The sequence below is a fragment of the Acetobacter sp. P5B1 genome (genome assembly GCF_018811985.1).
Classification (GTDB): Bacteria; Pseudomonadota; Alphaproteobacteria; order Acetobacterales; family Acetobacteraceae; genus Acetobacter; species Acetobacter cerevisiae.
The window spans coordinates 28,729-48,100 of record NZ_JACRVS010000002.1; the positions used below are offsets into that span (position 1 = coordinate 28,729).

15 protein-coding genes are annotated in these 19,372 nt (G+C 59.0%); 5 read left to right on the top strand and 10 right to left on the bottom strand.

Translation table 11 applies throughout. The annotated features are described in order from the left end of the window. Positions 1-41 precede the first annotated feature (41 nt). Positions 42-1,094: a phosphate ABC transporter substrate-binding protein PstS gene (gene pstS / locus KP703_RS01495; RefSeq protein WP_215753591.1), complete on the top strand. Its 1,053-nt coding sequence runs from the start codon at positions 42-44 to the stop codon at positions 1,092-1,094. A gap of 125 nt (positions 1,095-1,219) precedes the next feature. On the opposite strand, the gene KP703_RS01500 is transcribed toward pstS, so the two are convergent. From KP703_RS01500 to fumC, 5 genes are all read right to left on the bottom strand, one after another. Beyond that, entirely contained in the window at positions 1,220-3,853 is a 2,634-nt protein-coding gene (locus KP703_RS01500) for a Hint domain-containing protein (RefSeq protein WP_373687410.1), read from the bottom strand. A gap of 259 nt (positions 3,854-4,112) precedes the next feature. Then, positions 4,113-5,759: an ABC transporter substrate-binding protein gene (locus KP703_RS01505; RefSeq protein ID WP_215753734.1), complete on the bottom strand. Its 1,647-nt coding sequence runs from the start codon at positions 5,757-5,759 to the stop codon at positions 4,113-4,115. Positions 5,760-5,859: 100 nt separating this feature from the next. Beyond that, positions 5,860-6,021: a hypothetical protein gene (locus tag KP703_RS01510; protein ID WP_215753593.1), complete on the bottom strand. Its 162-nt coding sequence runs from the start codon at positions 6,019-6,021 to the stop codon at positions 5,860-5,862. 14 nt (positions 6,022-6,035) lie between these two features. Further along, positions 6,036-6,215 (bottom strand): hypothetical protein, encoded by a 180-nt coding sequence (locus KP703_RS01515; RefSeq protein ID WP_156470205.1) that lies wholly within the window; start codon positions 6,213-6,215, stop codon positions 6,036-6,038. Positions 6,216-6,260: 45 nt separating this feature from the next. Further along, positions 6,261-7,709, bottom strand: coding sequence for a class II fumarate hydratase (gene fumC, locus KP703_RS01520; RefSeq protein ID WP_215753594.1), 1,449 nt, complete (start codon positions 7,707-7,709; stop codon positions 6,261-6,263). A gap of 300 nt (positions 7,710-8,009) precedes the next feature. Here fumC and KP703_RS01525 point away from each other — a divergent pair, with 300 nt between their 5' ends. Next, the gene (locus KP703_RS01525) at positions 8,010-10,676 is read left to right on the top strand and encodes a cation:proton antiporter (protein ID WP_215753595.1); all 2,667 of its coding nucleotides are present in this window, start codon (positions 8,010-8,012) and stop codon (positions 10,674-10,676) included. Between the two features lie 37 nt (positions 10,677-10,713). Here the strand turns inward: KP703_RS01525 and KP703_RS01530 are convergent, their stop codons facing one another. Beyond that, positions 10,714-12,135: a coniferyl aldehyde dehydrogenase gene (locus KP703_RS01530; RefSeq protein WP_215753596.1), complete on the bottom strand. Its 1,422-nt coding sequence runs from the start codon at positions 12,133-12,135 to the stop codon at positions 10,714-10,716. 99 nt (positions 12,136-12,234) lie between these two features. Between KP703_RS01530 and KP703_RS01535 the strand changes: the two genes are divergently transcribed. Continuing rightward, the gene (locus KP703_RS01535) at positions 12,235-12,846 is read left to right on the top strand and encodes a TetR/AcrR family transcriptional regulator (RefSeq protein ID WP_215753597.1); all 612 of its coding nucleotides are present in this window, start codon (positions 12,235-12,237) and stop codon (positions 12,844-12,846) included. A gap of 198 nt (positions 12,847-13,044) precedes the next feature. Here the strand turns inward: KP703_RS01535 and KP703_RS01540 are convergent, their stop codons facing one another. Then, positions 13,045-13,593, bottom strand: a complete 549-nt coding sequence (locus tag KP703_RS01540; protein WP_215753598.1) for an HdeD family acid-resistance protein — start codon at positions 13,591-13,593, stop codon at positions 13,045-13,047. Positions 13,594-13,951: 358 nt separating this feature from the next. On the opposite strand from KP703_RS01540, the gene rpsD reads away from it, so the two are divergent. Both rpsD and KP703_RS01550 read left to right on the top strand, forming a co-directional pair. Beyond that, a complete protein-coding gene (gene rpsD, locus KP703_RS01545; RefSeq protein ID WP_043552390.1) occupies positions 13,952-14,569 on the top strand; it encodes a 30S ribosomal protein S4 in 618 nt (205 codons plus the stop codon). A 102-nt stretch (positions 14,570-14,671) separates the two neighbouring features. Then, positions 14,672-16,219: a peptide chain release factor 3 gene (locus tag KP703_RS01550; RefSeq protein ID WP_215753599.1), complete on the top strand. Its 1,548-nt coding sequence runs from the start codon at positions 14,672-14,674 to the stop codon at positions 16,217-16,219. Positions 16,220-16,225: 6 nt separating this feature from the next. Here the strand turns inward: KP703_RS01550 and KP703_RS01555 are convergent, their stop codons facing one another. The 3 genes from KP703_RS01555 to KP703_RS01565 all read right to left on the bottom strand — a co-directional run bounded on the left by KP703_RS01555 (position 16,226) and on the right by KP703_RS01565 (position 19,291). After that, positions 16,226-17,431, bottom strand: coding sequence for an MFS transporter (locus KP703_RS01555; protein WP_215753600.1), 1,206 nt, complete (start codon positions 17,429-17,431; stop codon positions 16,226-16,228). Next, positions 17,428-18,144 (bottom strand): NUDIX hydrolase, encoded by a 717-nt coding sequence (locus KP703_RS01560; protein WP_215753601.1) that lies wholly within the window; start codon positions 18,142-18,144, stop codon positions 17,428-17,430. Before KP703_RS01560 ends, KP703_RS01555 begins: the two co-directional genes overlap by 4 nt. Positions 18,145-18,259: 115 nt before the next feature. Continuing rightward, positions 18,260-19,291 carry an isocitrate/isopropylmalate dehydrogenase family protein gene (locus KP703_RS01565; RefSeq protein ID WP_061507048.1) on the bottom strand — a complete coding sequence of 344 codons (1,032 nt, stop codon included), beginning with the start codon at positions 19,289-19,291 and terminating at the stop codon, positions 18,260-18,262. Between the last annotated feature and the right edge of the window lie 81 nt (positions 19,292-19,372).

The window sequence follows — 19,372 nt, forward strand, 5'->3', positions numbered from 1 at the left end:
CAGGGCAGCATGACAGAAACCGGAAGCGGAGAGCAGCAGGCATGACACACCGGACGACACTCCTGAGAGATGGGGCAAAGCTGGCGCTGCTTTCTGCCACGGTGCTTCTGTGCGGTGCTCAAAACCTGCGGGCGGAAGAGATTACCGGGGCAGGGTCCAGCTTTGCGGCCCCGCTTTATCAGGCATGGTCTGCGGCTTCGTCAGCAAGCACCGGGGTGCGGGTCAATTATCAGACCATCGGCTCCGGGGCCGGGCAGAACATGGTGCTGGCCGGTACGGTGGATTTCGGGGCTTCTGATGCGCCGATGGCACCGGAAAAGCTGGAGACCGGTCACCTGATGCAATTTCCCACCGGTATTGGTGGCATTGTGGTGATTGTGAATGTGCCCGGAGTGCCTGATGGGGCATTACGGCTGACAGGCCCGGTGCTGGCTGGACTGTATGATGGCAGTATCAGCACGTGGAATGATCCGCGCATTGTGGCACTGAACCCGAACCTCAAGCTTCCTGATCTGCCGGTGGCCCCGCTGCACCGGGCGGATGGGTCTGGCACGACCTTTGTGTTTACGGATTACCTTGGCCGGGTGTCTCCCGAATGGAGCACGTCCGTCGGGCGTGGGACATCAGTTGACTGGCCTGTTGGGTCTGGCACACGTGGGAATGACGGCATTGCGTCCTACGTGGCCAACACGGAAGGCAGCATTGGCTACGTGGAATATGCGTATGCCGAGCGCAATCACCTGCCGATGGTGCAGTTGCAGAACAAGGCAGGCGGCTTTGTGACGGCCTCGGCAGAGAGTTTTGCCAAAGCCGCAGACTCTGCTGTGTGGGACGATAAGACCCTGACAGCACCGTTGTCTGACACTCAGGGCGAGGGGGCGTGGCCCATTGTGACCACAACCTATGTTCTGGTGCCGCAGCGTCTGGCCGGCACCGCGCATGGGCAGGCTGTCCAGACGTTCTTCCGCTGGGGGCTGACACATGGTGAGGAGGCCAGCCGCAAGCTGGATTACGTGCCTATCCCGGAGCGGGTGAAAACCATGGCGCTCGGGCGGCTGGATCAGCTTGTGCATCCGGGAACGCCTGCGGAATAACATCCCGAGGCTTTTGACGGCTTAAGTGTCGAGAGATTGGCATAGAAAAGGGCGGACACATCATGTGCCCGCCCTTTTTGTTGTATATCGGCTCGGCCCGGCAGGCCGGCGTCAGTGCGGTGTATTCAGGCGCAGTCTGTTGCCGGCGAAAGAGAGGCTGCCTCTTTGGCGTCCTCTGCCTTAGTGTCCAGCAGATAGGGGGCTGCGGCCAGAATTTCCACAGCGAGCAACCGGCTTGTGGAAGGTGCTGCCGGAAGCAGCGGAAGCGTTGCGCACCCATTGGTCCAGCGGCCTGCTGCGTTCTCTGGCGCATGCCAGCCGGACAGAGTGCTGTCTGTCAGGTACGTGGTCAGCGTGTGTGGGGTGCCTGCCTGCACACACGTCACGTTGCCGACCAGCACGCCGAGCGTCCGGCGGTCATCTGCAAAGGGTCCGATGCTGTCAGAGGGACGGCTTGCGCGTGAGATCAGAGAAACCTCAGTCACGTTTGGTGGGAGAAGGAAAATTAAGCGGCCCTGTTCGGTGCGCAGGGGGCGGAGGTGTGTGCCGGTTGAGGTGCGCAGATGCAGGTTCGCATCCTGCGTGGTCTGGCGCGGGAGCGTGGAGGCCAGCAAACCAAGGGTCTGAGCGCGGGCCCTGAAGGTGTTAAACAGCGGTTCGACATCCTGCCGGGCCACGGTCAGGGTAGCGGCGCTATCCTGCGCCCATGTGTTGGGAGCGGATGGGAAACGCGTCAGCGGACCCGGCTGGGAGAAACTGCGGCGGTTGCCTGTATCCAGATAGCTTTCCGTCAGAGTTCCGTTTGCACGGATGACGGCATGCTGCGCTGTTTCAATATGAAAGCAGTCATACTGGCTGATTGTGGTGTCGTAGAGAATGGACGCACCATTCACCAGCATACGCACGGGCACAAACCGGCCATCAAAATAGAAGCAATGTTCGGGGGTTACGAGCAGATCTTCAAATGGCACATTATCTGCAAAGGCGTTTTTCAGAATGCGGACGGGGCAGCCTGCGTGATCCGGGGGCAGGCCGGGTTGCACCGTGACAGGGCGCTTACCGACCCAAATGATCTCCCTCAGTTCGGCATGGCCTTTGTCATAGGTCATGACCTCATCCCCAATGCGGAGATCTTCCACGCGTTTCAGAGCGCCTTCGGCTTCTATCAGCGCGCCGGGCAGGAAGCAGATCACGGCTTCGAGCTGGACCGTGCCATCATCCGTCTTGTCCAGTGTGAGGTGGGAGAGGTCGGACGAACTGAAGGTCAGGGTGTAGCTGGTCTGGCCATCGGTCACTGTCGCGGTGTTGCCGAAAACACTGAGCGTGGCAGTCCCGTCACCGGTGAGGGATGACAGGTCCAGCGTGTTACCGATTGTGAAGTTGGCAAGTGTGGCGGCAAACGTGGAGGGGGACTGAAGGGTCAGCTTGCCGGTGTTGTCACTGAAGGTGATGGTCTCTGTGGAGGGAGCGGCCCCGTCCAGCACCAGAGCGGCGCCGCTTGTAATGGTGACGTTCTGATAGGACTGGTTGCCGGAAAGCGTCCACGCGCCGGCGACTGTCATGGTCTGGAAATTTTGTGCGCCGTCAAACGTGCCGGAACCGGAGAGATTGACCGTATTCGTGCCGCCGCCACCATCCACCGTGCCCGTGATGACCGAGCTGGTCTGGATGTTCAGCGTGTCATTCCCATCCCCGAACAGAATGGCGTCTGTGGTGCCGGAAATGGTGCCGGAGTTGGTAATGGTGTCATCCTTATCGTCATTGATATGGATGCCGTAGCCGTCCAGCCCCTGAATGATGCCATCATTGACCAGCGTTGTGGCGTAAGGGGCATAGCCCTGACTGCTGTTGTCAATCAGGATACCGTTTTGCGCACCACTGATGGTTGCACCCGCATGGTTGGTAATGCTACCACCGCCCAGCGCCAGACCTTCGCTGGTGTTGGGGTAGCCATCGCTCCCGTTGCCGCCAGCGCCGGTGCCCTGAATGGTGCCGTAATTGTCGATAACGGAGTAGCCGTCGATATCCACGCCATCGCCGTCACCCGTGCCGGACCCATCGTAAGCGCCAGTGATGGTGCCGTAATTGGTGACTGTGCCCGTGCCGTCCGAGCCAACGCCGGAGCCATCTCGTCCGGTAATTTCGCCGCCAGATTCATTCACCACCACAACATCCGTGCTGCTGGTAATGCCGTGCCGCGCAGCGGAAATGGTGCCGGAATTGTTAACGGTGCCGGAATGGTCCTGAAAATCAATGCCGTCGTTCTTGGTGGCGCCGTTTGCGCCATCTGCGTAAATCTCACCGGCGTTGTTGATAACGGCGTTTTCACCGGGGCGGACGGCATCTGCATCCGTCGATTTGATCACGCCGGTTGCGGTGTTGGTGATGGTGATGCTGGAAGCAGTTGCCAGTGAGTCGAAGTCGATCGCCTGCCCATCGGTTGTGGAATCAATCGTGCCACTATTGGTCAGGGCAATGGTGGCGGAGGGCATATCCGCATCAATCCGCACGCCGTCATCAGAGCCTTCGATGGTGCCGGTATTGTTGATGGTCAGGTTGGCCCCGGAGACGGTTGCTGCCGCGCCACTGGTTGTCGCGTCAATCCCGCGTTTGCCGGTGGACTGAAGGGTGCCGCTGTTTTCAATATCGAGGGTTTCGACGGAATCCAGATCAACAGACACCGTGGTTTTGCTGGTGCTGAGGGTGTTTGTGTTGGAATAGGTCTGGTCAGAATTCAGGGTAACCGTGTTGCTGCTCACGTCAGGCGTCCTCACTGGCTGGAGAAGCGTCCTGTAGCAAGTCTGATTGTCCCGAATAGGGGCTCGGAAGGCGATGTGTTAATATTTAACAAAACTAACTTTAATCTTTAACAAAACCTTCACTGGTGCTGTGTGGGGTGGGGTTTTGTCCTCCTGCAAGATGCGTCTTGCGGGGGATATATGCAGTCATCCAGTACTCATCCCATTGTTGTCCCGACTTTCATCCACAGATTCTGTGGATAAAGCGGGCCGGGAAGGGCTACTGGAGCCAGACCTGTGAGAAAAAGAGCTTATTGACCTGAGTGTAAAAGAAATTCTTCAGGCGCGGCGAGGTGATGATAACATCATCTTTCTCAATCGCCGGGGCGATGGGAGCCTGTTCCATGACCAGATGGTCTACTTCCCGCCAGAGTTCATCCGTCTGGTGCTGGGTGAGGGAGACATCCGTTTTGGCACGGTCCATGAGCGCCTGAATGCGTTTGTCACAAAAGCCGGGGATGTTGATGGAGCTGTCCGAATTGGGGTGGAAGTTCTCACAGCCCAGCAGGTCATCCAGAAAGTTGGAGGGGGACGGATAGTCCGCTGACCAGTCCTTCAGGGCAATCTGCACGTGATTGCCGGAGTTCTGCATGTAATTGAACGCCATGGAACTGCTGAGCGGGCGGAGCGTGGCCTGATAGCCAATGTTTTGCAGCATGTCGCGCAGCCATGTGCCCATGGCGTAATCGATGCTCGTATTGGCTGTTACCAGCGTGACGTGCTGCCCGGCGGTCCCGCTTTCCCGCACCAGAGCGCGAGCCTTTTCCAGATCCGGCGCAGACCATTGTGCGGCAGGCGCGGCGGGTGAGGCGCCGCGGGTGTAGAAGCACTGGTCCGACGCGACGGGGAAGGACGAGGGCAACATGCCGCACAGAGGCCGGGCAATGCCGGGGCCGCCATACAGAATGACCATCGCCTTGCGGTTGAGCGCGTAATTAACGGCCTGCCGTGCCTTAAGCTGGTTGAAGGGCGGCAAATTGACGTTCATCGGGATGAAATACATGGCCGGATGGGGTGCGACATGGGTTTGCGCCGTAAAGCGGCTGCCCAGTTCGCCCAGCCTGTCCATGGGGACTGTGTCAGCCAGCCAGTCATACTGACCATTTTCAACAGCAGTCACGGCGGCCTCATCCGGAATGCCGAAGCTATATTCTATGCGGTCCGGGTATCCTTCGGGCTGGGCCTGTGCATCCCACACCCGGAAATACGGGTTGCGGTCCAGATGCAGGAATTTGTTCGGGTCATAGGTGGTGATCCGATATGGCCCTGTGCTGGGGGCGGCCACGTTGCCAAGATCATGATCCGGGGTTTCGGCTGGGAGAATGACGGCATGCGTGAAGGCCAGCTTTTGCAGAAATTCCGTATCGGGCCGGGCAAGGTGGAAGGTGACGGTGCGTTGTGCCGGGTCTTCCGTAATGCCGTCCTTGAGTGTGCAGGTCGCGGGGCTGCGCAGGCAGGCATCGGCTCCGGCAATAGCGGAATAGAAGGAGCCTGCCGTTGGAGAGCCAACCCGGAAAATGCGCCGGAAGGAGGCTGCAACATCTGCCGTGGTCAGGGGCTGACCGTTGGAAAAGCGGATGTTCGGACGGAGGGTGAAGACATAGGTCAGGCCGCCATCCTGCGGGGCAGGGAGCGTTTCGGCCAGATCGGGCACAACATCATTGCCTCGGGGGCCTGTCACTTTGCGGAAGGTCGTCAGACCGTCATACACGACGGCATAGAGATTGATGTATTTGCTGGTGTAATTGATCTGCGGGTCCAGCGTGCCACCGGATGCGGCGGCGACCAGCCTGAGCGTGCCACCCCGATGGGCCGCCAGCGTTTCAGGCGTTTGGTCAACGGCTGTTTGGGCTATGGCCGTTACCATGCTGGTGGCTGTTGTCAGGCCAGCCAGCAGGACGGCGGAACAGGAACGGTGCACGCCCCGGTACATGAGGGTGCGGAAGGCGCGCATTCCTGTTCCTCTTTTAAGGCTTGTCGGCCGGGGCTTCGCTAACCGCAGGCTGATCAGTCTGCCCCGGAGGCGGGTCCATAAGGTGAGAGAAGTTCCTGTAGAGGGAACTGACCAGAAAAATGCCCAGAATCAGCGTGGCGATGACAATGCCAAGCCGCACGAGTTTGCCTTGCATAAGCCTGCGGTTCCTTAGCGCTGTGTCGTGGGATTGGTGGGAGGGCGGTACCAGCTCGGCCCGCGTTCCCCATGATGCGTTCTGGGGTGGTAGTAGTGATGGTCATGATCATCCGCGCAAGCGCCGAGCCCCAGCAAGCCCAGCAGGAACAGGCCGGGCATCATCAACCGTGCAGAAATAGGAAAACGTTTCATCAGGCAACCATACCGGGATTTGAAGTGGGACGAAAGGGATGTGTGTCAGGCCCCGGCCACGCCGTTGCCCACCATATCCAGCGGGTTAACCAGCCTGTCAAAGGCCTCGCCGTCCAGATAGCCTGACTGCACGGCAGCCTCCCGCAGGCTGAGGTTCTGCTCCATGGCCCGATGCGCAATGTCCGCCGCTTTATCATACCCGATAGCGGGGCTGAGAGCGGTGACGAGCATGACGGAGCCATTCACATACTGAGCAAGACGCGGCTCATTCAGTTCCGTTCCTTCCACCGAGAAAACTCTGAAATTCCGGCAGCCATCCGCCAGAATACGGATGCTGTGCAGGCAGTTGGCCAGAATGACCGGGCGCATCACATTCAGGTCCAGCTGGCCCTGGCTGGCGGCAAAGCCCACGGTGGCATCATTGCCCAGAACCTGTGAGGCGATCATCACCATGGCTTCACACTGGGTCGGGTTAACCTTGCCGGGCATGATGGAGGAGCCGGGCTCGTTTTCCGGCAGATGCAATTCTCCCAGCCCGCAGCGGGGGCCGGAGGCCAGCAGGCGCATATCATTGGCAATTTTCAGGAGAGGGACCGCCAGCCCGCGTAAGCCCGCAGAGGCCCGGACCATTGCGTCCAGCCCGCCCAGAGCAGCGAATTTGTTGGGTGCGGTGACAAACGGGCGGCCTGTCAGTTCAGCAATTTTGCTGGCAATGGCCTTGCTGAAGCCGGCAGGCGCATTAAGCCCGGTGCCGACAGCTGTGCCCCCAGCGGCAAGTTGGAACAGACCCTCGCGCGCGTTGCGGAGATTGGCCAGAGCATCTTCCAGCATGCAGGCCCAGCCCGACCATTCCTGCCCAACAGTGAGTGGCACGGCGTCCTGCAGATGGGTGCGGCCAATTTTGACAACATTCATCCACTGGTCCGCTTTACTCTGGATGCTGTCGCTCAGGGCTTCCACAGCGGGGATCAGCCGGTCTTCTATTTCCAGCAGCGTGACAACGTGCATGGCGGTGGGGAAGGAGTCATTGCTCGACTGACCCATATTAACGTCATCATTCGGATGCACCGGCGTCTTGGAGCCGACTTCACCCCCCGCAAGCTGAATGGCGCGATTGGCGATGACTTCATTCAGATTCATGTTGGTCTGGGTGCCGGAGCCTGTCTGCCAGACATAGAGCGGGAAATGGGCGTCCAGCTTGCCGGCACAGATTTCATCCGCCACGCGGGCAATCAGATCAGCCTTCCATTGTGGCATCCGCCCGTCTGCCGCGTTGACTAGCGCCGCGGCTTTTTTCACCACCGCATAGGCATGGCAGAGGGGCAGGGGCATGTGGTCTTCCCCAATGGAAAAATGCACGAGGCTGCGCTGGGTCTGTGCCCCCCAGTATTTGTCTGCGGGCACTTTGATTTCTCCCATAGAGTCCCGCTCCATGCGGAACCCCGTTGCAGTCAGGCCCACCGGGCAGTCTGTGATTTTGGGTGATGAGTTCATGATACGCATCCCGATTGTTCATGCCGGCCTCATGCCGTGGTGCGGAGGTCTGGCGTCCTTTTTCCAATATGGGGTGTGGCATAGCTGCCGCATGTCAGAATAAAGTCACATTGCAGCGAGGCTTCCTTCGCGCCAGAGCCATTCTGCAAGGCAGGAAACGCGCCGGGGGCGGTAGGTTTTCGTCAAAGGAGTGTGTTAAAAGACACTCACATTCTGGAACGTCTGCCTTTCTGGTGCCTTATCACCGTGTAACAGGAAGATCTGATTGCAGAATAATCTGGCTGGAGGAGCAAAGAGGGTATGGCGGTAACGGGTTTGGCTGCGGTACTGCTTGCCATTGCGCTTCTTCTTGTCATTGTCAGCACGGTGCAGCCTATTGCCCGCAGACTGGAGCTGTCTGAAACCGTGCTGCTGGCTATTGTCGGCATTATTATCGGGAGTCTGGCGGACCTCGCCCTGCGCACCACGCATACGTCGGCGCTGAACGGCATTGCGGAAACGCTGCTCGATTTTCCCATCAATAGTGAAGCGTTCCTGCTGATCTTCCTGCCTGTGCTGGTTTTTCAGGGCGCACTGGCCATTGATGTGCGGCGTCTGGCGCATGAGGCCGCGACGGTGCTGCTGCTGGCTGTGGTGGCTGTTGTGGTCTCTACAGGTGCGATCGGGCTGGCGCTGTATCCGTTTGCAGAAATGCCGCTGGTGGTCTGCCTGCTGCTGGGCTCCATTGTGGCGACGACCGACCCGTCCGCTGTGGCCGGGATTTTCCGCGATATCGGGGCCGCAACGCGGCTGACCCGTCTGGTGGAAGGTGAGGCGCTGCTGAATGACGCGGCGGCAATTTCCATCTTCTCCATTCTGCTGCCGTCCGTCACGCTGCACCATGCCATTCATCCCGGCGAGGCGGTGATCTCGTTCGTGATCTCCTTTGTTGGCGCACTGATTGTGGGTGTGGTGTTCGGGCAGTTGACCCTGATGATGATTACGGCCCTTGGTGGCTCGGCAGCGGCGGAAATTACGCTGACCGTGGCACTCCCTTATGTGGCCTATATTGTTTCTGACGAATTTCTGGGCGTATCCGGCGTGGTTGCCACGGCGGCTGCCGGGCTGACGCTGTCGGTCTACGGGCCATCCACGGTCCGACCGCAAACATGGCTTTTCCTCAACCAGCTCTGGCAACAGCTTGTGTTCTGGGCCGGGTCTCTGGTGTTCGTACTGGCCTCCATGCTGGTGCCGCATCTGCTGGTGGGCATGACCCGCTGGGACTGCGTGCTGATCCTGATTGCCAGCGTCGCCGGACTGGCCGCGCGTGGGGCGGTGGTGTTTGGTCTGCTGCCTTTCCTCGCCATGACCAAGCTGGCGCCCCCTGTGCCGACACCATTCAAGGTCACCATGGTCTGGGGCGGTCTGCGCGGGGCCATTACGCTGGCGCTGGCGCTGGCTGTGACGGAGAACGAGCGCGTCTCCACGCCCGTGGCCCATTTTATCGGTATTCTCGCAACCGGATTCGTGCTGATTACGCTGCTGCTGAATGGCACGACGCTGCGGTCTCTGGTGCTGTTCCTCAAGCTCGACAAACTCTCACCCATTGATGAAGCCATGCGGCATCAGGTGCTGAGCATTGGTCTGGAAAATGTGAAGGACCGGGCCGAAAAGCTGGCGGACGGCCTTGGCTTTTCCACCGATGCGACCGGCACTGTCATTGAGCAGGTGGACCGCCGCGCGCATGAAGAGCAGGCCGCCAACTCCTTCGATACCGCGCTGGGGGATACGCAGCGCGTGAACCTTGCGCTGATCACCATTGCCAGTCAGGAGCGGTCCGTTCTGCTGGATCTGTTCCGTATTCAGGGCCTGTCCCGCCGGGTGATGGAAACCTTGCTCCGGTCGTCCGAAGCCGCGATTGACGGCGCACGGCTGGAAGGGCGCCTGGGGTATGTGCGGGCGCTCCGTAAGCGGCTGAGCCCGTCTCTGCGCTTTAAGGCCGCGCAGTGGATTCATAAAAACCTGCGCATCGACCGGCCTCTGATGCTGTGCATGGCCGAGCGTTTTGAAATGCTGATGGTGGCGCATTTCGTCTCTATCTCGCTCACGCGCTTTATGAGTGAGCGGCTGGAGCCGACGCTGGGCAGCCGTATTGGTGAGGTTGTGGCGGAGGTGCTGCAACGGCAGCGGAAGCTGCTGGACGAGGCGCTGGAAACCCTGCGTCTGCATTATCATGGTTATTCAGAAGCGCTGGAAAACCGGATTTTCCGCCAGATCGTCCTGCGGCTGGAAGGGGAGGAATATGACTCCCTGCTGGCGGAATCTCTGATTAGTGATGAGCTGAACCGTGAGCTGTTGAAAGAACTGGAACGTCGCCGCCACCGGCTGGACAAGCCGCTGAGTTTTGATCTGCGCAGCGGGATTGAAAGCCGCCTGAAACATGCTGCCGTGTTCCGGGGGCTGCCCAATGCGGAACTGCATGATCTGGCAACCACCACGTCTCTGCGTTTTGTGGCCCCGCAGGAGCTGATCTGCCGCCGTGGGCGCAAGATCCGCAATATCTACTTCATCAGCGCGGGGCTGGCGGAATCGCATGTGGCGGAGCGGGATGTTCTCTACGGTGCAGGGGACCTGATTGGCGCGCTCTCCACCATTAATAACGAGCGGTGCCCGGCCAATATCCGTGCCGTGCAGTTTGGGCATTTCATGGTTATCAGTGCCTCTCGCTTCCGGCGGCTGGTCGAAGAATATCCGCTTGTGCTGGAAAATATTGAACGGCTGCGGCGCAAGCGTGAAGAGGGCGAACGGGCCATCAAGCTGGTGCCCGGGGCCGCTCCGGGCGAGCAGGGCAGTGAACGCCCCGGTGTGGCCGCCAAAGCGTTGCTGAGGCTGGATGGCAAGATGCCGCCGTCTGTCTCTGCGAAGCCTGCGGATGATGCGGCGACGGGTGATGAGAAGTCAGAGCCGCCGCCTTCCTCTTCCAACTGAGGCAAAAGGCCAGAGCATTCAGGTGCTCTGGCCTTTTTTAATGCAGAATAAAGTTTGTGATGAGGTCCGTGAGCTTTCCAAAGGGCGGCTTGAGGAATGTTGCGGCGTTGAACCGCCCCTGCTTGTAAATGCCGCGCGGGTGGGTGAGGGCAATGAACCCTTCCTTACCGTGGTAGGCTCCCATGCCACTGTCTCCCACCCCGCCAAAGGGCAGATCATCCTGAGCGTAGTGCAGCAATGTCCCGTTGAGCGTGACGTTGCCTGACACTGTGCGCTTCAGCAGTTTGTTCCGTTCAACGCGGTTGTCTCCAAAGTAATACAGGGCCAGCGGTCGGGGGTGGGCGTTGATGAAGGCAATCGCTTCATCAAGGTGGCGATAGGTCAGCATTGGCAGGACGGGGCCGAAAATTTCTTCCTGCATGACCGCCATTTCGGGCGTGACATTCAGCAGTAGAACGGGGGCAAGGAGATGCTCGGCAGGTGCGTCCTGCCCCAGCCGAATGGCCTGCGCCCCCTGTGCCTCAGCATCATGGACCAGACCGGTGAGGCGCTCGTAATGATGCGTATTGAGGATGGCTGTGTAATCGGGTGAGCTGGCATATCCGTTGGGGTGGAGTGTGTGTGCGGCCTCCTGATAGGCTTGTGCAAAACGCTCCTGATCCTGTTCGTGCAGCAGGACATAATCCGGGGCGATGCAGGTTTGGCCGGCGTTGGTCAGTTTGCCGTAGGCTACCCGCTCCGCCGCCTGCGTCATGGAAAAACCGGGTTCAATCACAACGGGAGACTTGCCGCCCAGTTCGAGTGTGACCGGTGTCAGGTTGCGGGCAGCGGCGACAGCTACTTTCTTTCCGACCGCTGTGCTGCCTGTAAACAGCAGATGGTCGAACGGCAGGGCTGAGAAGGCCGCCCCGACGTCAGCATCTCCCAGAACAACGGAAACCTGCTCCGGCGGAAACACAGCCTGAACAATTTTTGCGATGACGGCCGAGGTCGCGGGCGTGAGTTCCGAGGGTTTGAGCATGGCGCGGTTGCCTGCCGCAATGGCCGTGGCCAGCGGAACAAGAGCAAGGGAGACCGGGTAATTCCACGGAGCGATAATACCCACAACGCCGACCGGCTGGCGGATAACCCATGCGCGTCCAAACTGGAAATATGCAGAAACGTGGCGACGTTCCGGCTGCATCCAGTGGCCGACATGTCGGGTGAGGTAGGTGATGGACTGCACCAGCGGGATCAGTTCCACAATGGCGCTTTCCCGCTCCGAGCGCTGGCCGAAATCTGTGTTCAGGGCGCGGGTGATTTCTGTGCGTCGCCTCAGAATTTCCGCTTTCAGGCGGCGGAGGGCTGCTCGACGCTGAGCCAGTTCGGGTGGGCCATCCCGCAGGAAGGCGGCGCGCTGTTGGTCGAGAACATGGTGCAATTCAGAAGAGTGTGTGGGGGCGGGAACAGTGTCGGACATTGCGTCCTCCATGTTTACAGGGAAAACTTTTCTGGGCAGGCTATGGAGGAAAACAAGTCCGCGTCAATAAAGTTTCTCTTGTAAACATAGGCCTCACGAATGAGTGATACCAAACAGCGGCCCTACCATCATGGGGATCTGCAGCGCGCCCTGATCGACACAGCTCTTGCCATGTTGGCTGCCGATCAGACCTGGGCTTTTACGCTGCGGGAAGTGGCACGGCGTACCGGCGTCAGTCACGCTGCGCCCTATAAGCACTTTCGGGATAAAGAGGCACTTTTGCGGGAGCTGGCTCGTATTGGCTTTGTCCGGCTTGGGCAGGCGATGGCGACAGCACTGTCTTCAGGTCTGCCTTCCTCTCGCGAGAAATTTGTCGCTGGTGCTCAGGCCTGTATTGCCTTTGCATGTCATAGCCCCGGCTTGTATCGGCTGATGTTTAGTGCTGATGCGGATAAGGCGGCGGACCCACGCTTACATGAGGCCGCTATGGCGACGTTCGGGGTCCTGTTGCGCCTTCTGCAAGAGGGGCAACAGGATGGCAGTTTCCGCGCTGTTCCCATCACGGCACAGGCAGCAGCCAGCTGGGTGCAGGTGCATGGTCTGGCTATGCTGGCGATGAACGGTCAGCTTCTTGAAGAAAAAGTCGGGCCAGATCCGGTCCGGGCCGCTCTGGATGTGCTGCTGGATGGGCTGTGTCAGAGCCCCCCGTAAGGGACACTGAAACCTTTATGCCCCCAATCTGGTGATCGGCTAGAGCCTGACATCCGACAGAAAAGCAGTTTAGGGCGGCGTTTGCCGGAATTGGGCGGATGGTCGGGCAGATTTAAACGACCTCTGCACGTATCGCATAAAAAAGGCGCTCTGCATGAAAGCAAAGCGCCTTTTCTGGCCATGGACGGCCGGTTGCTTTTACAGTCGGCTGATGGGCGGGCGAACGTCGCTCTGGCGCAGGGCCAGACCGAACTGGAGCCAGCCGATGCCGCTGGTAATCAGCTCAACCCCAACGAAAGTGCCAATCAGCCACAGGCCGGACCAGGGTAGGGTGAAATACAGGGACAGGCCGACCAAAAGGCTGATCAGCCCGCCAGCCAGCACAATGCCCCAACCGGGCAGGCTGCGATACTGGATGGCCATAAGGCTGCGCATCACACCCACCACAATAAAGCAGGCGGCGGCAAACAGGGTGATCATCACAGAGCCGGTGGCGGGTTCTTCAATAATCATGCCGCCAGCCACGATATAAAGCAGGCCGAACAGCGCGGAGAACAGGACGCCGCCCCATTCCCGCACGGCAAAGGCATGGGCAACCTGAAATGCGCCGGCAATAATCAGCAGAATGCCAATAAAAATTGTACTGGCCAGCGTGACGGAAATCGCATCGACGCAGGCAATAAAGCCCAGCGCAATCAGCACCGCGCCCAGAGCGACAAAAATCGCCCATTTTTTAGCGAACGGCATGGTGGTTTTTCCTTATTCTTTAGAGGTGTTTCTGAAAATCATGGAACAATCTAAGGCACGCACGGCGGAAATACTATCTGTAAAGGCACGCTTTTCCGGCTCTGAGCGGGGTTGCATGCCGTTATCTGGTATGAGCAGGCAGAAGGCGATGAGTTGACAGAAAGCCCCGCTTTCCGTAATGGCTGCTCCCATTGCCGGGAATGTGGACAGGACGGCCGATGCAGGTGGACAGATGCTCCCACCTGCCGGTGATACGGACTGCGCCCGCTCTGATCCACGGGGGACGGAGACTACCGGCACCATGATGAGACACAGATAACAGTGTGACTCACGCAGACAGAGAAGAGAAGAGCGCCCTATGAGCAAGCGCCTCGAGAGCAAATATAAGATTAACCGCCGTCTTGGCGTTAACCTGTGGGGCCGTGCGAAGTCCCCGGTTAACCGTCGTGAATACGGCCCGGGTCAGCATGGTCAGCGCCGTAAAGGCAAGCCGTCTGACTACTCTGTCCAGCTGATGGCAAAGCAGAAGCTGAAGGGTTACTACGGTAACATCAGCGAAAAGCAGTTCCGTCGCTACTATCAGGAAGCCGTGCGTCGTAAGGGCGATACGTCTGAAAACCTGATCAACCTGCTCGAGCGTCGTCTGGATGCGGTTATCTACCGCATGAAATTCGCCATCACGCCGTTCGCTGCGCGTCAGTTCATCAGCCATGGCCACATCACGGTCAACGGCCGCAAGGTGAACATCCCCTCCTATCTGGTGCGGGACGGGGACGTGATCGAAATCCGTGAAAAGTCCAAGCAGCTGGCTATCGTGCTGGATGCTACTCAGACGGGTGAACGCGACGTTCCGGAATACATGGACGTTGATCACCGTCAGATGAAGGGCACGTTCGTCCGTGGTCCGAAGTTCGCTGATGTGCCGTATCCGGTGCAGATGGAACCGAACCTGGTGGTCGAATACTACTCTCGTTAATCGGCGCTTCGGCCCGATTTGTGCTGCGCCGGGTGGAGGGTTTTTCTCTCCATCCGGCGTTTGCCGTTTTACCCCGTATCTTTTCCAGCCGGATTGTCTGTCATGTCTGAAACGCTTGCACCTGACCTCAGCACGGAAATTGCCCGCCGCCGTACGTTTGCGATCATCTCGCACCCGGATGCTGGTAAAACCACGCTGACGGAACGTATTCTGCGGGCAGGTGGCGCTATTCAGCTGGCTGGGAACGTGCGGGCCAAGGGTGAGCGGCGGCGCACCCGGTCTGACTGGATGTCCATTGAGCGTGACCGCGGGATTTCCGTCGTCAGCTCTGTGATGACCTTTGAATATGGCGGGTGCATTTTCAACCTGCTGGATACGCCGGGCCATGAAGACTTCTCGGAAGATACCTACCGCACGCTGACGGCTGTGGACTCTGCCGTGATGGTGATTGACGCCGCCAAAGGTATTGAGGACCGGACGCGCAAGCTGTTCGAAATCTGTCGCCTGCGTGATATTCCGATTGTCACCTTCATCAACAAGATGGACCGTGAGGCGCAGGATCCGTTTGCGCTGCTGGATGAAATTGCGTCTGCTCTTGCGCTGGATACGGCGCCTGCCACATGGCCGATTGGCCGCGCTGCCGGGTTTGTCGGGACTTATGACCTGCGCACTAAAGAAGTGCATACGCAGGAAACGCTGGCCCAGTCCGACCCGCGCATGGTGCAGCTTTCAGAAGAGCTGGAGCTGGCGGAAGCGGCTCTGCCGGAGTTTGACCGGGAGTCCTTTGACGCCGGGCATCTGACGCCGGTTTTCTTCGGGAGCGCCATGAAGGAAATTGGCGTGACGGACCTTTTGAATGCGCTGGTCGCGTTTGGGCCGTCCCCGCGAGATCAGGTTGCGGAAAGCCGGACGGTCAAGGCCGATGAAGAAGGCATGACCGCGCTTGTCTTTAAAATTCAGGCCAATATGGACCCCAACCACCGGGACCGTATTGCCTTCGCCCGGATTTGTTCCGGCAAGCTGACGCGAGGCATGCGCCTGCGCCATAGCCGTACCGGCAAGAACTTTGCCGTTCATACCCCGCAGTTCTTTTTTGCGCGGGACCGGCAGCTGGCGGAAGAAGCCTTTGCGGGCGATGTAGTGGGGATTCCCAACCACGGCACGCTGCGCATTGGCGATACGCTGACGGAGAGTGAAGACCTGAAATTTACCGGTGTGCCGCACTTTGCCCCGGAAATTCTGCGTCGTGTGCGGCTGGATGACGCGATGAAGGCGAAGAAGCTGAAGCAGGCGCTCACCCAGCTTGCGGAAGAAGGCGTGGTGCAGCTCTTCAAACCGCAGGATGGCGCACAGCCGATTGTGGGTGTGGTTGGCACACTTCAGCTCGACGTGCTTCAGGCGCGGTTGAGGGCGGAATATGGTGTGGCGATCGGGTTCGATAGCATCCCATTTTCTCTGGCCCGCTGGGTGACTGGCCCGCGCGAGAAGATTGAAGCCTTTGCCATGGCAAATCGGTCTTCCATGGCGGATGATCTGGATGATGATCCGGTGTTCCTGGCCACATCAGCCTTCATGATGCGTCGCACGCAGGAACAGAACCCGGATATCACCTTCCACGATATCAAGCAGATCGGGATTGAAATTAAATAATCCCGCCTAGCGCTGCTTTTCCGTCAGGCAGACAGCAAAAGCGAGCGCTGGCAAGGCGGCTCCCAGAGCAGAGGCCAGCTGCCAGCCGCCATAGGCGTACGCCCAGCTGCCAAGGGCTGAGCCAGCCGCACCACCCATGAAGAAAATTGCCATATAAAGCCCGTTCAGGCGGGCGCGGTTTTCTGCTGGCAGCACAAACAGGGCACGCTGCCCGAGCACCAGATTGGCGGTAACGCCGAAATCAATCACAATTCCCGCCAGTGCCAGCACACCGATAAAAATGGATTGCGGCATAACAGCACTTGTCAGAAAGGCGAGGGAAACCAGCGCCATGGCGGCAAGGGTGGCGGGCCATGTCCAGCCTCTATCGGCAATGCGTCCGGCAATGGGGGCTGCAATAGCCCCGGCGACACCGACGAAAGCAAAAAGAGCAATCTGCCCCTGAGAAAACAGGAACGGGGGAGCGGCCAGAAGCAAGGGCGTTACCGTCCAGAACAGGCTAAATGCGCCAAACAGACAGGCGTGATAAAACGCCCGCCGTTGCAGAATTCTTGTGGTGAGCAGGAGGGTGCCCATAGAGCGGAGCAGGGCCCCATAAGGACTGCGTGTTGTAGGCCTGCGTTCTGGCAGGACGCGTTGTAGGAGGATGGACAGGGCCAGCATGATCCCGGCAGAGATCAGGAAAATGGTGTACCAGGATGAAAATTCCGTCACAAAACTGGAGACGGGGCGCGCCAGCATAATGCCCAGCATCAGGCCGCTCATGACATTGCCCACCACGCGCCCGCGTATGGCTTCCGGCGCCAGACTGGCGGCAAACGGCACCAGAATTTGTACCGCGACAGACAGAATGCCGACCAGCCCAATGGCTAGCAGGAAGGGCAGCGGGTGGTGTGAAAAGGGCAACGCTAACAGTGCGAGCATGACAAGCCGCGTCATCCACACAATCAGGCTGCGGTTTTCCAGCAAATCGGCCAGCGGGACAATCAGCAGCAGGCCGAGGCAGTAGCCAATCTGGGTGATAGTGACAATTAAGCCGGACTGGCTTTCCGGCATGGCAAGTGTTGCGCTGATAGGACCAGCCAGAGGCTGTGCATAATAAAGGTTGGCGACAATCAGACCGCACGCGGCCGCAATGACTCGGATCAGGTTCGGGCTGGGGCCAGCCTGTTGTGTGGGGTCTTGGGCTACAGGCGGAGGCTGAGTGGTCATGAACGGGCGGCTGCCAGCAGCGCGCGGGAGGTCGGGAGCAGGTCAGGGCGGTTTAGCCAGGTATCAATGTCCGCATGCGGGACAAGGGCGAGCTGGTCATATTCCTGATTGGCACCGTTTTTCCAGTGCGCTTCGACGGCGCTGAAAGACAACGGAGTGCGCATGGGAATGCCGATATCCAGAATGCGGGTGCCCGGATGGCGGGCGATAAGCTGGGTTGCGCCGATGGCCAGGTTTTCGGCTGTCAGCCCGAGCTCTTCCTCTGCTTCAGCCAGAAGCTGTTCGTCCAGATGGACGGCTGTACTGTCTCTGCGTCGTTCAATGCTGCCGGCTGGCGGACTTTGCCAGAAATTGCCCTGATACAGAGAAGATGGGTTGCGCCGACCCAGAACATAACCTTCCGGCGTTTCCAGCAGGCCGATGACGGCGAGCGGTTGCAGCCGAAGGTGAGTGAACAAAGCCGGGTTTTTCATTTGCGCGAGAACTGAACGATAGTCCGTCCAGTGGCCGGAAATTTCGGTGCGGGTCACGCGGTCTGCTGAGAAAACGCAGCCGTTAAAAAGAGCAGGAGTTTTCTGGCAGGCGTCTGCCCAGATGCGCGTAATTTCGGCCTCTGTTTCCGCCGTATGCCGGGGCACATGCGGGATGGCCGTAATGGTGCAGGAGGGGGAAAGCCGCAGGATGGGCCATTGACCGGGAAAGCTGGGTATCATGCGGTGATGATACGCATGACAGCGAAACACGTGTCAAAAAACTGTCGATGAACACTGAGAAATGTTCAGAAAAAACAGGAGGCGGACAAAGCCGCACTCCCGTTTTTCAGGGTGATCAGACGAGCTGCTGTTTGAGAGCGGCTGTGAGATCTTTCGTCGTCGCGTTACCGCCCAGATCCTTCGTGCGGACGGGGCCTTCCGTAATGACCTTCTTGATAGCGTGGTCAATACGGTCTGCCAGATCCTGACGGCCCACATGCTGGAGCATCATGACGGCAGCCAGCAGCAGGGCCAGCGGGTTAGCAATGCCCTGTCCGGCAATGTCCGGCGCAGAGCCGTGCACGGCTTCAAACACCGCAGCTTTTTCACCAATGTTTGCGCCCGGAGCCATGCCCAGACCGCCAACAAGACCCGCCGTCAGATCGGACAGGATGTCACCAAACAGGTTGGTGGTGACAATCACGTCAAACTGCCAGGGGTTGAGGACCAGCTGCATGGCGCAGGCATCCACAATCCGCTCGTTAAAGGCGATGCGGCCTTTATATTCCTCAGCAACCTTGCGGCCTTCTTCAAGGAACAGGCCGGTCAGCAGTTTGAGGATGTTGGCTTTGTGGACGAGGGTCACCGTCTTGCGGTTGTTTTTGAGCGCATACTCAAAAGCAAATTTCACAATGCGGCGGCACTCAACACGGGAGTTGAAGCCGGTGCTCAGGGCAATGCCCTTAGGGTCGTCACCAACCGGAACGTAATGTTCCATGGCGGCGTAGTAGCCTTCAAGATTTTCACGGAACAGGACCAGATCAATCTTGTCGAACTTGCCACCGGGAACAATCGTCTTGGTCGGGCGCAGGTTGGCGAACAGCCCGAACTCCTGACGCAGTGTGACGTTGATGGATTTGAAGCCGCCCCCAACCGGCGTGGTCAGCGGGCCTTTCAGAGCAAGGCCGGTGCGGCGGATGCTCTCGATGGTCTGTTTGGGCAGCGGGTCATTGACCGCATCCACCCCGGCCATCCCGGCAAGCTGGCGGTCCCACACAAACGGGGCACCGACGGCGTCAAGAAGTTCGGTAACCGATTCAACAATCTCAGGGCCGATCCCATCACCGGCAATAAGAGTAGCGGGGATGGTTTTGCTGTCTGTCGTCATTCTGGAAGCTCCCTTCACTTCGCAGCTTTTCTGCTCTTCTTCGGTCCGGCAGGCGATTCCCAATTGCGTGACCAGTTGCGA

Coding starts and splice junctions, on each gene's coding strand:
- rpsD (WP_043552390.1), top strand. CDS start 13,952: ATGAGCAAGCGCCTCGAGAGCAAATATAAGATTAACCGCCGTCTTGGC.
- KP703_RS01525 (WP_215753595.1), top strand. CDS start 8,010: ATGGCGGTAACGGGTTTGGCTGCGGTACTGCTTGCCATTGCGCTTCTT.
- KP703_RS01560 (WP_215753601.1), bottom strand. CDS start 18,144: ATGATACCCAGCTTTCCCGGTCAATGGCCCATCCTGCGGCTTTCCCCC.
- KP703_RS01515 (WP_156470205.1), bottom strand. CDS start 6,215: ATGAAACGTTTTCCTATTTCTGCACGGTTGATGATGCCCGGCCTGTTC.
- KP703_RS01565 (WP_061507048.1), bottom strand. CDS start 19,291: ATGACGACAGACAGCAAAACCATCCCCGCTACTCTTATTGCCGGTGAT.
- KP703_RS01510 (WP_215753593.1), bottom strand. CDS start 6,021: ATGCAAGGCAAACTCGTGCGGCTTGGCATTGTCATCGCCACGCTGATT.
- KP703_RS01505 (WP_215753734.1), bottom strand. CDS start 5,759: ATGGTAACGGCCATAGCCCAAACAGCCGTTGACCAAACGCCTGAAACG.
- KP703_RS01535 (WP_215753597.1), top strand. CDS start 12,235: ATGAGTGATACCAAACAGCGGCCCTACCATCATGGGGATCTGCAGCGC.
- fumC (WP_215753594.1), bottom strand. CDS start 7,709: ATGAACTCATCACCCAAAATCACAGACTGCCCGGTGGGCCTGACTGCA.
- KP703_RS01555 (WP_215753600.1), bottom strand. CDS start 17,431: ATGACCACTCAGCCTCCGCCTGTAGCCCAAGACCCCACACAACAGGCT.
- KP703_RS01540 (WP_215753598.1), bottom strand. CDS start 13,593: ATGCCGTTCGCTAAAAAATGGGCGATTTTTGTCGCTCTGGGCGCGGTG.
- KP703_RS01530 (WP_215753596.1), bottom strand. CDS start 12,135: ATGTCCGACACTGTTCCCGCCCCCACACACTCTTCTGAATTGCACCAT.
- KP703_RS01550 (WP_215753599.1), top strand. CDS start 14,672: ATGTCTGAAACGCTTGCACCTGACCTCAGCACGGAAATTGCCCGCCGC.
- pstS (WP_215753591.1), top strand. CDS start 42: ATGACACACCGGACGACACTCCTGAGAGATGGGGCAAAGCTGGCGCTG.